The sequence below is a fragment of the Streptomyces roseolilacinus genome (assembly GCF_014649335.1).
GTDB classification, from domain to species: Bacteria; Actinomycetota; Actinomycetes; order Streptomycetales; family Streptomycetaceae; genus Streptomyces; species Streptomyces roseolilacinus.
Map to the genome: position 1 here is coordinate 46,566 of NZ_BMSV01000010.1, position 13,406 is coordinate 59,971.

Here is a 13,406-nt window from a genome sequence, read left to right on the forward strand (position 1 = left end):
GCTCGTGGGGCGCCCGGGGCCGACGGGCCCGAAGTCCGAGGCGGCCCGGAGTCCGAGGCGGTGGAGCCGGGTGGGCCGGCCGGCCGCGTCAGTTCGGCTCGACACCGCCCGACCCGCGCCCCGGGCCGCTCGGCCGCTCGGACGGGTCGGCCGGCGCGTCCCGCTCCGGACGCTGGTACGTCGCGTGGTCCGGGTGGTGCAGGTCGAACGCCGGGGACTCCGACCGGATGAGCGGCACGGACCTGAAGTTGTGCCGCGGCGGCGGGCAGGACGTCGCCCACTCCAGCGACCGCCCGAACCCCCACGGGTCGTCGACCTCGACCTTCGCGCCGTACCTGGCGGTCCGCCAGACGTTGTACAGGAACGGCAGTGTGGAGGCGCCCAGCAGGAACGCGCCGATGGTGGAGGCCGTGTTGAGCGCGGTGAAGCCGTCGGCGGCGAGGTAGTCGGCGTACCGGCGGGGCATGCCCTGCGCGCCGAGCCAGTGGTGCACCAGGAAGGTCAGGTGGAAGCCGGTGAACAGCGTCCAGAAGTGGATCTTCCCCAGCCGTTCGTCCAGCATCCGCCCGGTGAACTTCGGCCACCAGAAGTGGAAGCCGGCGAACATCGCGAAGACCACCGTGCCGAAGACCACGTAGTGGAAGTGGCCGACGACGAAGTACGTGTCGGTGACGTGGAAGTCCAGCGGGGGAGAGGCCAGCAGGACGCCCGTCAGCCCGCCGAAGAGGAACGACACGAGGAAGCCGACCGCCCACAGCATCGGCGTCTCGAAGCTGAGCGAGCCCTTCAGCATGGTCCCGGTCCAGTTGAAGAACTTCACCCCGGTCGGCACGGCGATGAGGAAGGAGAGGAACGAGAAGAACGGCAGCAGCACCGCCCCGGTGGCGAACATGTGGTGCGCCCACACGACCACCGACAGGCCGGTGATGGCCGTCGTCGCGGCGACCAGCGTCAGGTAGCCGAAGATCGGCTTCCGGGCGAAGACCGGGACGATCTCGGTGATGATGCCGAAGAACGGCAGCGCGATGATGTACACCTCGGGATGGCCGAAGAACCAGAACAGGTGCTGCCACAGCAGCGCCCCGCCCCACTGCGGCGCGAACACCACGGACCCCAGCTGCCGGTCCGACTCCAGCACCAGCAGCGCCGCCGCGAGCACGGGGAAGGCGACCAGCACCAGCACCGAGGTGAACAGGACGTTCCAGGTGAAGAGCGGCATCCGGAACATCGTCATCCCCGGCGCCCGCATCCCGATGATCGTCGTCAGGAAGTTCACCGAGCCGAGGATCGTGCCGAACCCGGACAGCGCCAGGCCCATGATCCACAGGTCGGCGCCGACACCGGGGGTGTGGACCTCGGAGTTCAGCGGGGCGTACGCGAACCAGCCGAAGCTCGCCGCCCCGGTCGGCACCAGCAGCGATCCGAGCACGATCAGCCCGCCGAAGAGGAACAGCCAGTAGGCGAGCATGTTCAGCCGCGGGAAGGCCACGTCGGGCGCGCCGATCTGCAGCGGCACGATCTCGTTGGCGAACCCCGCGAAGGTCGGCGTCGCGAACAGCAGCAGCATGATCGTGCCGTGCATCGTGAACGCCTGGTTGAACTGGTCGTTGTTGATCAGCTGCAAACCGGGGCGGGCCAGTTCCGCGCGCATCAGCAGCGCCATCACCCCGGCGATCAGGAAGAAGCCGAACGACGTGATCAGATAAAGGTGACCGATCTTCTTGTGGTCGGTGGTCGTCAACCAGTCCACCACCACCCGGCCGCGCCGCCGGACCGGTGGCGGCCCGGCGGCCGCCCGGATGGTATCGGTCCCCATCAGCACCCCTCCGCATGGCTCCTGGTCGGCCCGGTCTCGCCCCACGATGCTCGCGGCCCCCTTCCCGGATCACCTGCGTTCACGCCGTCCGGGAATGCGGGAATTCTGTGGAGAGCCCGTGAACCAGACGTGCCCGATCGTGTTCGGGGGGAGCCGTCCGGGGGAATTCCGAAGCCGTCGAATACCGGCCGTCCCACCCGCGGGGAATTACCGCGGAACGCCTCCCGCCCGCCCCCTCCTCGCGGAAAACCGTCCGATAACCGTCGACCGGACCCTTGTGACATACATGTGACAGACCGCGTACAGGAGGATGGCGGCACCCGTGTAGGGGCGCCTACGGTGAAGCCATGGCACCGATACCCACCTCACCCCCCGCCCGGCCCGACGAACCCGGCGCGTACGTCGGCCTCGACGACCGCGAGGCCGAGCGCCGGGCCCGCTCCCGGGGCTGGACGACCGTACGGGCGCTGCCGCCCGGTTCCATCGTCACGCTCGAGTACGTGGAGGGGCGGATCAACTTCGAGGTGCGCGACCACACGGTCACCCGCTGCTGGACGGGCTGAGCCCCGACCCGGCCCCGGCCTGATCCGCCCACCCGCTCACCCTCCGGCGCGGCGGCGCCGACCGGCGAGCGGCACCGAAGAGGGCCCCGGCCTGTCGGCCGGGGCCCTCCCCTCTCGCATACGGACCGCCGCCGGCGGTTCAGCCGCCCGTCGCCGGGCGGGAGCGCGGCGGTCTGCGGCTGCCCGCCGGCGTGACCGGCATCCGCTCGGACCGCAGCACCGCGTGCGTACGGGGCTGGGACAGCGTCGTACGGATGCTCCCGGCGTGGGCCCCGGCGCCCACCGCCCCGGCCCCCGCCACCGGTTCGCACACCGGCTCCTCCAGGCCCACGGCGGGCTGCCGCCGCGGCCGTACGTCCGGCAGCGGCCCGACGGCCGCCACCGGCGCCACGGGCAGGACCGGAACGGGCGCGTGGCGGTGCTCCCGCAGCCGGTCGCGCAGCCGGTCCCGGACGCCGAGGAGCAGCGCCTCCGCGCGCCCGATCAGCGGCTCGCACCACGGCAGGCCCAGCAGGATCAGCAGGCCGGCGGCCCAGCCCAGCAGCACGTCGCTCAGCCAGTGCGTACCGAGGTAGACCGTGGTCAGGCCGACGCCCAGGGCGACCACCGCGGAAAGGGCCGACAGGTAGCGGCGCGCCCGCGGCGTGGTGGCCAGGTAGGAGAGGATGCCCCAGGTCACCACGGCGTTGGCGGTGTGTCCGGAAGGGAATATATCGCCGCCCGCGAACAGTTCGGCCGAGCCGATCTGCGTCGCGTAATGCGGGCCGAGCCGGCCCAGGCCGATCTTCACGGCACCCACGGTGACGTTCAGCAGCAGCAGCGCCGTGCCCAGCACGAGCAGCGGGCGCAGGGTGTGCTGCCGCCACGACCGCCAGCCGAGCCAGGCGGCCACCATCACCGCGGTCGGGCCGCGCTGGCCGAGCACCACGAAGTAGTCGAGCGGCGCGTGCAGCTCCGGCCACTGCTGGTAGGGCCGGAACAGCATGACCTTCCAGTCGATGAGCACCAGCCACGTCGAGGCGAGCACGGCCACGACGATGGCCAGATAGAACACGGACGTCCCGCCGAAGAGGGCAAGACGCGTGCGGCTCATCCGCGGGATCTCTATCTTCGGCGGTTCCGGCTCCCGGTCCAGTCGGGCAAAGATGTCGGTACGCACGCAATCGACGTTACAGGGAGTGAGCGTCGGGCCAGGCCGATCCGGTCTCTTTGTGATGACGATGTGATGTGGAGTGGGTCTCGGCGGCTGTTTATCCGATACTTATCCATAAAGCGGCGGGGTGATCTGCCCTAATGCCCGCAAGGGTTCTTCCGTAAGTGTGTTTGCGGGTCGGGGGAAAACGCGCCGCGCCCGAACCCGTGGGTAATTGGTACGCCGTTCGGGTGGCCGTCGGCGTGTCGCGGGGGGTCTCCGCGTGGCGCACGCCACACTCCCGCGCGCGTCCCGGTGAGAGCTGGGCCACGCGCCACCCGCCCCACGTCACGTAGGCTGACGTCTCGCTCGCCCGCCCCCGAGGATCCGGACACGCCCGGCCAGGGGGACCCCCAGATGCCGGGCCGCCCCGCGGGACGTCCCCTTCCCCGGCCGGCGCCCGCCGAGCGCGAGAGTTCCACGCGGGAGGTACCTACATGTCGGGAACGGCCACGGCCACAGCGCGTCTGCGCGCAGCCGGCGGCGGTGCCAACCGCTGGGTCGTCCTGTTCGTCCTCTGCGTGAGCCTGCTGCTGGTCGCGCTGGACGCCACCGTCCTCCACGTCGCCGTCCCCGCGGTCACCGAGGACCTCCGGCCCAGCTCCACCGCCCTGCTCTGGATCGTCGACGCCTACCCCCTCGTCTGCGCCTCACTCCTGATCCTCTTCGGCACGCTGGGCGACCGGGTCGGGCGGCGGCGCGTCCTGCTCGGCGGCTACGCCCTCTTCGGCGTGGCGTCCGCCGTCGCGGCGCTGGCCGACACGCCGGCCGTGCTCATCGCCGCCCGCGTGCTGCTCGGCGTCGGCGGCGCGATGATCATGCCGGCCACGCTCTCCGTCCTGCGCGCCGTCTTCCCCGACCGGCGCGAACGGGCCACGGCCATCGGCATCTGGACGGCCGTCGCCGCGATCGGCGCCGCCACCGGCCCCGTGCTCGGCGGCTTCCTGGTCGAGCACTTCTGGTGGGGCTCGGTCTTCCTGATCAACATCCCCCTGATGGCCCTGATCCTCCCCGCCGGCCGCTGGCTGCTGCCCGAGTCGCGGGGGAGCGGCAACGGCCCGTGGGACGTGCTGGGCGCGCTGATGGCCGCCGCCGGTGTCCTCGGCGTCGTCCTCGGCGTCAAGCGGACCGGCGCGGGCGACCCCGTCCTGAGCGCCGCCACGCTCGGCCCGCTGCTCGTCGGCGCCGCGCTGCTCGTCCTGTTCGTCCGCCGGCAGCGGAGCCGCGCCCATCCGCTCGTCGACATGCGGATGTTCTCCCGCGCCGCGTTCACCACCTCCGTCGGCTGCATCGTGCTCGCCATGCTGGCGCTGGTCGGCCTGGAGCTGATCGCCGTCCAGTACCTCCAGCTGATCCTGGGCCTGAGCCCCCTGGAGACCGGGCTGCGGCTGCTGCCGCTGACGTTCGCGGCGATGGCCGCCGGCGCCACCGGCTCGTACACCCTCGCCCGCCTCGGCCCGCGCCGGATGGTCGCCGGCGGCTTCGTGCTCACCGCCGGGGCCGTGCTGCTCCTGGTCCTCATGGGGCAGCACGACCGGCCGCTGCTGCTGACCGTCGGCTTCGTCCTGCTCGGCTTCGGCCTGCAGACCACGCTGTTCGCGGCGTACGAGTCGATGCTCAGCGAGGCGCCCGCCCACAGCGCGGGCGGCGCGGCGGCCATCGGCGAGACGTCCTACCAGCTCGGCGCGGGCATGGGCATCGCCCTGCTCGGCAGCGTCATGAACGCCGCGTACGCCCCCGGCCTCGCCGGCGTGCCCGGTGTCCCCGCCGGCGCGGGCGCCGCCGCGGCCAACTCGCTGGGCGAGGCCTACCAGGTGGCGGCCCGGCTCGGCGGCGCCGCCGGCGAGGCGCTGCACAGCGCCGCGCGCCACGCCTTCGTCCACGGACTGCACGTCACGCTGGTGGTCAGCGCCGGGCTGCTGCTCGCCGGGGCGGTCATGGCGCTGCGCCTGCCGCGCGTGATGGACGTCCAGGCCGACGGCGACGACGGCACCGGCCCGGCGGACCGCGCCGCCCCCGGGGCCCCCGGGCGGTCCGAGGGCCACGACGCGCCGCGGGTGCCCGCCGGCCGCGCCCCGGTGGAGCCGGCCCGCTCTGGACGCGCGGCGCACTGAGCCGTAAGGTCAGCGCCCAGCTCGACTACCCACGGTAGTTTTCCCGTCGTCTCCCTGGTGAGCCAGCCGCCGGAGGTCCGTATGCCCGCACCCTCGAAGCTCCCGCCGTTCGACCCGGGCGACCCGCTCGGCGTCGACGACCTGCTCGACCCGGAGGACCTCGCCGTCCGCGACACGGTGCGCGCCTGGGCCGCCGAGCGGGTGCTGCCGCACGTCGCCGAGTGGTACGAGAGGGGCGAGCTGCCCGTCATCCGCGAACTCGCCCGTGAACTGGGCGCGCTCGGCGCGCTCGGCATGTCCCTGGAGGGGTACGGCTGCGCCGGTGCCAGCGCCGTCCAGTACGGCCTGGCCTGCCTGGAGCTGGAGGCCGCGGACTCCGGCATCCGCTCCCTGGTCTCCGTGCAGGGCTCCCTCGCCATGTACGCGATCTGGAAGTACGGCTCCGAGGAGCAGAAGCAGCGCTGGCTGCCGTCCATGGCGGCGGGCGAGACGATCGGCTGCTTCGGCCTCACCGAACCGGACCACGGCTCCGACCCGGCCGCCCTGCGCACGTACGCCAGGAGGGACGGCACGGACTGGGTCCTCGACGGCCGCAAGATGTGGATCACCAACGGCTCGGTCGCCGGGGTCGCCGTCGTCTGGGCGCAGACCGACGGGGGGATGCGCGGCTTCGCCGTCCCGACCGACACCCCCGGCTTCTCCGCGCCGGAGATCAGGCACAAGTGGTCGCTGCGGGCCAGCGTCACCAGCGAGCTGGTGCTGGACGGCGTGCGGCTGCCCGCCGACGCGGTCCTGCCCGGGGTGACGGGGCTGAAGGGCCCGCTCGGCTGCCTGTCGCACGCCCGGTACGGGATCGTGTGGGGCGCCATGGGCGCGGCGCGGGCCTCGTTCGAGGCGGCGCTCGACTACGCGCGGACGCGGGAGCAGTTCGGGCGGCCCATCGGCGGCTTCCAGCTCACCCAGGCCAAGCTCGCCGACATGGCGGTGGAACTGCACAAGGGGATCCTGCTCGCCCACCATCTGGGGCGGCGGATGGACGCGGGGCGGCTGCGGCCCGAGCAGATCAGCTTCGGCAAGCTGAACAACGTGCGGGAGGCGATCGAGATCTGCCGTACGGCCCGGACGATCCTGGGCGCCAACGGGATCTCCCTGGAGTACCCGGTCATGCGGCACGCGACGAACCTGGAGTCGGTGCTCACCTACGAGGGCACCGTCGAGATGCACCAGCTGGTGCTGGGCAAGGCGCTCACCGGTCTCGACGCCTTCCGGTGAGCGGCCTCGCCTCAGCTCTGGTTGAAGAAGCCGCCCTGGTGGCGGCCGCCGGACTCCCCGGTCACGATCTGCGTGTCCGCGGGGGTCAGCAGGAAGACCCGGGTGGCGACCCGCTCGATGGAACCACGCAGACCGAAGGTGAGGCCGGCCGCGAAGTCCACGACGCGCTTGGCGTCGTCGGGCTCCATGGCGGTGAGGTTCATGATGACCGGGACGCCGTCCCGGAACAGCTCGCCGATCGTCCGGGCGTCGCGGAAGCCGTCCGGTGACACCGTGGCGATCCGGCGGCCTTCCTCCCGGGCGCTCTCGGAGGCGACCCGCACCCGGGGGTCGGTCACCCAGGCGTCGCCGCTGTCGGCCGTCTCGGCGTACTCGTCGTCGTAGTAGCGCTCGTCGTTGTCCTCGACGAGTCCCAGCCAGGCACTCGCCTTGCGCACCGATCCCATGGACGCCTCCTTTCAACGTGGTCACGTGTGGTTCCGCATCCCTATGGTCGACCATGATGCGGATCGCGCGCCAAGTGGATAGCCGCCGAGCGAGCGTTTCGTGACGGTACTGGTGCAGAAGATATGGCGATACGTCAGGGTTCTTGCTGCGTAACGGGCTTCTTGTACCCCAAATACGAAATTCACACCGGACGGGCGAGTCCACGTGCGTACGGGTGAACGGGCTCCCGGCTACGATGCCCAGCGCGTAAGGATTCAGTCACGGGGGAGCGCATGTTCGGAATCGTCAGGCCCTGTTCGCACCGGCTCACGGAAGGGCTCCGGACGGAGTGGATGGCGCACCTGTGCGGGCTCTGCCTCGCCCTGCGCGCCGACCACGGGCAGTTCGCCCGCGTCGCCACCAACTACGACGGCCTCATCGTCTCGGTCCTGACGGAGGCGCAGGTCCCGCGCACCGCCGACGCCCGGCGCACCGCCGGACCCTGCCCGCTGCGCGCGATGCGCACCGCGCCCGTCGCGCGCGGCGAGGGCGCGCGGCTGGCCGCCGCCGTCTCCCTGGTGCTCGCCTCGGCGAAGGTGCGCGACCACGTCACCGACCGCGACGGGCTGCTGGCCCGCCGGCCGGTCGCCGCGGCCGCCCGCCGGGTCGCGCACCGCTGGGACGCCGCGGGCGCCCGGACCGGGCGGGAACTCGGCTTCGACACGGCGGTCCTGCTCGACGCGGTCGACCGGCAGGCCGGCGTCGAGGCGCTGGCCCGGCCCGGCACGCCCCTGCTGACGGTGACCGAGCCGACCGAGACGGCCACCGCCGCCGCCTTCGCGCACACCGCGGTCCTCGCCGGCAGGCCCGGGAACGCCGCGCCCCTCGCGGAGGCCGGCCGGCTGTTCGGGCGCCTCGCCCACCTGCTGGACGCCGTCGAGGACCTGGAGGCCGACACGGCCTCGGGCGCCTGGAACCCGCTCACCGCGACCGGCACGTCCCCGGCCGAGGCGCGGCGCCTCGCCGACGACGCCGTGCACGGCGTACGCCTCGCGCTGCGGGACGCCGAGTTCGTCGACGACCGGCTGCTGCACCAGCTCCTCGCGCACGAGCTGCGGCGCTCGGTGGACCGCGCGTTCGCCACGACGACCTGCGCGCACCAGGGGTACGGCGCCCCCGGCGCGCCCCGGCCCCCGCACGGCCACCCCCACCAGGGCGGGGGCCGGGCCCCCGGCCCGTACGACTCCGTCAACCCGTACGGGGGCGGCCACGGGGGACACGGCGGGCACGGCGGCGGGTCCGGCGGGTCCGGCTTCGGCGGGTCCGGGCGCGGCTTCGGGGGCGAGGGGCCGGGGCGGAAGCCGCCGCGCGGGCTCCTCGCCGGCTGCGCCGTCTTCGTCGGCCTCTTCTGCACCTGCCGGATCTGCTGCGCGAAGGAGTACGAGGGCCCCTGGTCCCGCAAGAAGCGCGAGGGCTGCTGCCGCGACTGCGACGGCAACTGCGGCTGCGACTGCTGCTGCCCCTGCGACGGCTGCTGACGCGGTACGCGGCCGGCGCCCCCGTACGCGCACCGGGCGCCCCGGCGACCTCGGATCCGCCCCCCTCACCCGCCCCCGCCCGGTCCGGCCGGGCGGGGGCGCCGCGCATCCGGGGAGCGCCCGGCGCGGCAAGTCCGGGCGCCCGGCGACGGGTTGACACCCGCGCGAACAGGACAGGACTAGTCCTCACGTCACGTCCACCGGACCGTTGCAGTGGGTGTTCGCAGTCGGAACCGACCAGTGATGATCCACGGTGGCCCGCAGGGCCGGGGGCAGGGTGTGACGATCATGTGCGCGTCCTGAAGTCGACCTTGTGTGCTACCCGTTGGTATCGGAATAGTGGGCGGCCCATCCTCCGTGCCAGGCACCCCACGCGCCGGGCACGGCCCCCACAGGAGGTCGATGTTGAAGCACCGACGCATACCCAAGAGGCGTGCGGCCCTCGCCGGCGGAGCCGTGGTGGCTCTGCTGGGAGCAGCGGTCACCTTCCAGACTGCGAACGCCAGCGACGACGTACCGCGGCCCGAGGCCAAGGTCCTGTCCGCCGTCGCGGCCGGAAACCTCGCCTCTTCGCTCGACGCACGGCTCGGTGACGGCGACACCGCCGGGGCGTACTACGACGCCGAGTCCCGCACGCTCGTGGTGAACGTCGTCGACGAGGCCGCGGCCGACACCGTCCGCCGCGCCGGCGGCGAGGCGCGGATCGTCGAGCACTCCCTCGTCGAGCTGAAGTCCGCCCGGGAGACGCTGAAGGACCGGGCGACCATCCCCGGCACCTCGTGGGCCGTCGACCCGGTCACCAACAAGGTCGTCGTCACCGCCGACCGCACCGTCAAGGGCGCCTCCTGGGAGAAGCTCACCCAGGTCGTCAAGGGCCTCGGCGGCAAGGCGGAGCTGAAGCGGGCCGCCGGCACGTTCACGCCGTTCGTCGCGGGCGGCGACGCCATCCACACCGGCGGCGGCCGCTGCTCCCTCGGCTTCAACGTCGTCAAGGACGGCCGGCCGCACTTCCTCACCGCCGGCCACTGCGGCGACACCGGCTCCACGTGGTCCGACACGCAGGGCGGCGAACCGGTCGGCACGATGGCCGACTCGCAGTTCCCCGGCAACGACTTCGCGCTGGTCAAGTACGACCGCGAGGTCGAGCACCCGAGCGCGGTCAACCTGTACGGCGGCGGCACCCAGCAGATCACCCGCGCCGCCGACGCCACCGTGGGCATGAAGGTGACCCGCAGCGGTTCCACGACGCAGGTGCACGACGGCGAGGTCACCGGCCTCGACGCGACCGTCAACTACGGCAACGGCCAGGTCGTCGAGGGGCTCATCCAGACCACCGTGTGCGCCGAGCCCGGCGACAGCGGCGGCTCCCTCTTCTCCGGTGACGCGGCCGTCGGCCTGACCTCCGGCGGCAGCGGCGACTGCACGTCCGGCGGCGTGACCTTCTTCCAGCCCGTCACGGAGGCGCTCGCCGAGTACGGCGCGCAGATCGGCTGACGTCGGGCACGACAGGCACGAGAGCCCCCCGGTCCCGGTCTCCCCGGGGCCGGGGGGCTCACGCGCGGGCGGTGTCCGCGCCGGCCGCGCCCCCGGGGCCGCCGTCGCGGCGCAGCGACGACACGACCAGGGTGACCACCGTCCCGGCGACCGCCCAGACGGACAGCACCTGGAGCGGACCGGAGACGGCGTTGCCCCGGAAGTACGCGAGGGAACGCGCCGCCCAGGTGCCCGCGCCCGGCGGCAGGCCGGGGCCGATCGCCCGCCAGAAGTCGGGCAGCATGGGGCCGGGGAACGCGCCGCCCGCGCTCGGGTTGCCGGCGATCACGATCAGCAGCACGGCCAGCCCGATGCCGACCACGCCGGTGAGGGCCTGCAGGGCCAGGGTGATCGCGCCGACCGAGAAGACCACCAGCGCGCCCAGCCCCCACAGGGCGGCGATGCTCCCCGGCAGCGCGCCCAGGACCGGGCCGACGATGATCGCGCCGCCCAGCCCGCCGAGGAGGGCGGAGAGCGCCAGGACGGCGAGCCGGATGATCGCGCGCCGGGTGTTGGCGGGCCGGGAGCCCGCGCTGATCGCCAGGATCGACGCGAGCAGGTAGCCGCCCACGCACCACCCGACGACCAGGTAGAAGGCGGACAGCCCGTCGAAGTCCCGGGCGGAGGCGGGGGCCACGTCCACCGTCCGGACCGCGCGCTGCCGGGGCCGTTCGACCTCGGTGGCGATCCGCTCCAGGGCGGTCGCCAGGACCGTACCGCCGCCGGAGGCGACCAGCAGGGTGTCGGTGCCGCCCGCCGGGTCGAGGACCAGGGCGCCGTCGATCTCCCGGTTCACGATCCGCCGCCGCGCCTCGGCCTCGTCGGACAGCACCCGGGGGTCGAGCGGGTCGCCGGGCAACGCGGCGAGGCGGTCGGCCGTCCGCTCGGCGGCGGCGCCCGGCGCGACCACGCCGAAGGGCACGTCCGTGGGCCTCGGGTCGTGCAGGGCGCCCACGTAGGACGCGATGAACAGCAGTTGGAGCGCCAGCACGCCGACGACCAGCAGGGCGGCCCTGGGGGTGACGGCGCTGCGCACCTCGGAGGCGAGCGTCATGCCCCCCACGCTCCGGCCAGGCGGGTGCCCCCGCAGGCGGGGCGGGGCCGAATGGCTGAGGGGCGGGCGCCGCCGCCCGGGGCCCGCGGCACCCGCCGGCCGGCCCCTCCGGGCCGGCGCCCGGACTTTTTTTACTGACGCGTAACTTCCCTCTTCGCGCTGCCCGTACGTAACTTGACCCGGGCGCGGCCCCACGCCGCGCCCTCCCCGTCAGTGGTCCGGGCCGCCGGGGCGTACCGCCGCCCTTTTCCTTGAGCCGCGAGGAGACCACCCGATGCTGCCCCCGCGCCCGCCCGCCGCCCCGCGGCGCGCCCTGCGAGCCCTGACCGCCGCCCTCGTCCTGACCGCCGCCCTCCTCACCCCGGTCCACGCGGCCACCGCCGCGCCCGGTCCCGAGGGGAGCCGAACGGACCGGGGCGGCTGGAACGACTACTCCTGCGAGCCGCCCGCCGCCCATCCGCGCCCCGTCGTCCTCGTCCACGGGACCTTCGGCAACTCCGTCGACAACTGGCTGGGACTCGCCCCCTACCTGGTGCGGCGCGGCTACTGCGTCTTCTCCCTCGACTACGGGCAGCTGCCCGGGGTGCCGTTCTTCCACGGCCTCGGCCCCGTCGCGGAGTCCGCCGAGCAGCTCGACGCCTTCGTCGACCGGGTCCTCGACGCCACCGGGGCCCCCGAGGCCGACCTCGTCGGCCACTCCCAGGGCGGCCTGATGCCCCGCCACTACCTGAGGTTCCTCGGCGGCGCCGCCGAGGTGAACGCCCTCGTCGGCATCGCCCCCAGCAACCACGGCACCACCCTGCTCGGCCTCACCCGGCTCCTGCCGTACTTCCCCGGCGCCGCCGACCTGCTGAACGAGAGGACCCCGGCCCTCGCCGACCAGGTGGCCGGCTCCCCCTTCCTCCGGAAGCTCGACGAGGGCGGCGACACCGTCCCCGGCGTCCGCTACACCGTCATCGCCACCCGGTACGACGAGGTCGTCACCCCCTACCGCTCCCAGTTCCTCGACGGCCCCGGGGTCCGCAACGTGCTCCTCCAGGACCTGTGCCCCCTGGACCTCTCCGAGCACCTGGCCATAGGGCTGTTCGACCGGATCGCCTTCCACGAGGTCGCCAACGCGCTCGACCCGGCGCACGCGACCCCCACCACCTGCGCGTCGGTCCTCGACTGACCGATACGTGGGCTAGGGCGCCCGCGGGCGCCCTAGCCCACGTACCGGTAGCGGCGCTCCGGGCGGCCCGTCCCGCCGTAGCGCAGGGTGACCTCGGCGCGGCCCGTCTCCGTGAAGTACTCCAGGTACCGGCGGGCGCTCACCCGGGACAGGGAGCCCGCCTCCGCGCACTCCGACGCGGACAGCCCCCCGGGGTGCTCGCGCAGGATGCGCTCCACCAGGTCCGCCGTGTGCGCGGCCAGCCCCTTCGGCAGCTCCCGCGAAGCGCGGGGCCGGGTGCCGAAGATCCGGTCGACGTCCTCCTGGCGGGCCTCGTCCAGCGCGGCGAGACGCGTACGCACGGACGCCGCGTGCAGCAGCTGCTCCCGCAGCGCCGCCTGGCTGAACGGCTTGATCAGGTAGTGCAGCGCGCCCGCCCGCAGCGCCGAGCGGACCGTGGCCGCGTCCCGCGCGGCCGTGATGAACAGGGCGTCCGCGTGCGCCCCGCCCCGCCCGGCGCGCTCCTCCTCGGCCCGGACCGCCCGCAGCACCTCGATGCCGTCCATGTCGGGCAGGTACACGTCGAGCAGCAGCAGGTCGGGGCGCAGCTCACGGGCGGCGCGCAGCGCGTCGGCGCCGCTGTGCGCGACCCCGGCGACCGTGAAGCCCTCCACCGCGGACACGCAGCGGCCGTGCAGCTTGGCGACCATGAAGTCGTCGTCCACCACCAGCACCCTCGTCATGCCCC

The 13,406-nt window shown here is 73.8% G+C and carries 11 protein-coding genes; 6 read left to right on the plus strand and 5 right to left on the minus strand.

From position 1 onward, the window contains the following. Positions 1 to 88: 88 nt before the first annotated feature. A complete protein-coding gene (gene ctaD, locus IE106_RS22885; RefSeq protein ID WP_189537060.1) occupies positions 89 to 1,816 on the minus strand; it encodes an aa3-type cytochrome oxidase subunit I in 1,728 nt (575 codons plus the stop codon). A 347-nt stretch (positions 1,817 to 2,163) separates the two neighbouring features. On the opposite strand from ctaD, the gene IE106_RS22890 reads away from it, so the two are divergent. Beyond that, on the plus strand, positions 2,164 to 2,379 hold the full coding sequence (locus tag IE106_RS22890; protein WP_189537061.1) for an I78 family peptidase inhibitor: 216 nt from the start codon (positions 2,164 to 2,166) through the stop codon (positions 2,377 to 2,379). Positions 2,380 to 2,518: 139 nt separating this feature from the next. On the opposite strand, the gene IE106_RS22895 is transcribed toward IE106_RS22890, so the two are convergent. Next, entirely contained in the window at positions 2,519 to 3,538 is a 1,020-nt protein-coding gene (locus IE106_RS22895) for a phosphatase PAP2 family protein (protein ID WP_189537062.1), read from the minus strand. Between the two features lie 470 nt (positions 3,539 to 4,008). Between IE106_RS22895 and IE106_RS22900 the strand changes: the two genes are divergently transcribed. After that, positions 4,009 to 5,685: an MFS transporter gene (locus IE106_RS22900; RefSeq protein ID WP_189537063.1), complete on the plus strand. Its 1,677-nt coding sequence runs from the start codon at positions 4,009 to 4,011 to the stop codon at positions 5,683 to 5,685. Positions 5,686 to 5,766: 81 nt separating this feature from the next. After that, positions 5,767 to 6,957 carry an acyl-CoA dehydrogenase family protein gene (locus IE106_RS22905; RefSeq protein WP_189537064.1) on the plus strand — a complete coding sequence of 397 codons (1,191 nt, stop codon included), beginning with the start codon at positions 5,767 to 5,769 and terminating at the stop codon, positions 6,955 to 6,957. 11 nt (positions 6,958 to 6,968) lie between these two features. Here the strand turns inward: IE106_RS22905 and IE106_RS22910 are convergent, their stop codons facing one another. Continuing rightward, entirely contained in the window at positions 6,969 to 7,403 is a 435-nt protein-coding gene (locus IE106_RS22910) for a cell division protein SepF (protein ID WP_189537065.1), read from the minus strand. Between the two features lie 273 nt (positions 7,404 to 7,676). On the opposite strand from IE106_RS22910, the gene IE106_RS22915 reads away from it, so the two are divergent. Further along, positions 7,677 to 8,921: a DUF5685 family protein gene (locus IE106_RS22915; RefSeq protein WP_189537066.1), complete on the plus strand. Its 1,245-nt coding sequence runs from the start codon at positions 7,677 to 7,679 to the stop codon at positions 8,919 to 8,921. A gap of 405 nt (positions 8,922 to 9,326) precedes the next feature. After that, the gene (locus IE106_RS22920; protein ID WP_189537258.1) at positions 9,327 to 10,415 is read left to right on the plus strand and encodes a S1 family peptidase; all 1,089 of its coding nucleotides are present in this window, start codon (positions 9,327 to 9,329) and stop codon (positions 10,413 to 10,415) included. Between the two features lie 58 nt (positions 10,416 to 10,473). Here the strand turns inward: IE106_RS22920 and IE106_RS22925 are convergent, their stop codons facing one another. Beyond that, on the minus strand, positions 10,474 to 11,508 hold the full coding sequence (locus tag IE106_RS22925; protein ID WP_189537067.1) for a YhgE/Pip domain-containing protein: 1,035 nt from the start codon (positions 11,506 to 11,508) through the stop codon (positions 10,474 to 10,476). Between the two features lie 274 nt (positions 11,509 to 11,782). On the opposite strand from IE106_RS22925, the gene IE106_RS22930 reads away from it, so the two are divergent. Continuing rightward, entirely contained in the window at positions 11,783 to 12,679 is an 897-nt protein-coding gene (locus tag IE106_RS22930; RefSeq protein ID WP_189537068.1) for an esterase/lipase family protein, read from the plus strand. 32 nt (positions 12,680 to 12,711) lie between these two features. Here IE106_RS22930 and IE106_RS22935 read toward each other — a convergent pair whose 3' ends face one another. Next, the gene (locus IE106_RS22935) at positions 12,712 to 13,401 is read right to left on the minus strand and encodes a response regulator (RefSeq protein WP_189537069.1); all 690 of its coding nucleotides are present in this window, start codon (positions 13,399 to 13,401) and stop codon (positions 12,712 to 12,714) included. Positions 13,402 to 13,406: the final 5 nt, after the last annotated feature.

Excerpts from the sequence above, each read along its gene's own strand:
- ctaD (WP_189537060.1), bottom strand. The coding sequence starts at position 1,816 with ATGGGGACCGATACCATCCGGGCGGCCGCCGGGCCGCCACCGGTCCGG.
- IE106_RS22890 (WP_189537061.1), top strand. The coding sequence starts at position 2,164 with ATGGCACCGATACCCACCTCACCCCCCGCCCGGCCCGACGAACCCGGC.
- IE106_RS22900 (WP_189537063.1), top strand. The coding sequence starts at position 4,009 with ATGTCGGGAACGGCCACGGCCACAGCGCGTCTGCGCGCAGCCGGCGGC.
- IE106_RS22905 (WP_189537064.1), top strand. The coding sequence starts at position 5,767 with ATGCCCGCACCCTCGAAGCTCCCGCCGTTCGACCCGGGCGACCCGCTC.
- IE106_RS22910 (WP_189537065.1), bottom strand. The coding sequence starts at position 7,403 with ATGGGATCGGTGCGCAAGGCGAGTGCCTGGCTGGGACTCGTCGAGGAC.
- IE106_RS22915 (WP_189537066.1), top strand. The coding sequence starts at position 7,677 with ATGTTCGGAATCGTCAGGCCCTGTTCGCACCGGCTCACGGAAGGGCTC.
- IE106_RS22925 (WP_189537067.1), bottom strand. The coding sequence starts at position 11,508 with ATGACGCTCGCCTCCGAGGTGCGCAGCGCCGTCACCCCCAGGGCCGCC.
- IE106_RS22930 (WP_189537068.1), top strand. The coding sequence starts at position 11,783 with ATGCTGCCCCCGCGCCCGCCCGCCGCCCCGCGGCGCGCCCTGCGAGCC.
- IE106_RS22935 (WP_189537069.1), bottom strand. The coding sequence starts at position 13,401 with ATGACGAGGGTGCTGGTGGTGGACGACGACTTCATGGTCGCCAAGCTG.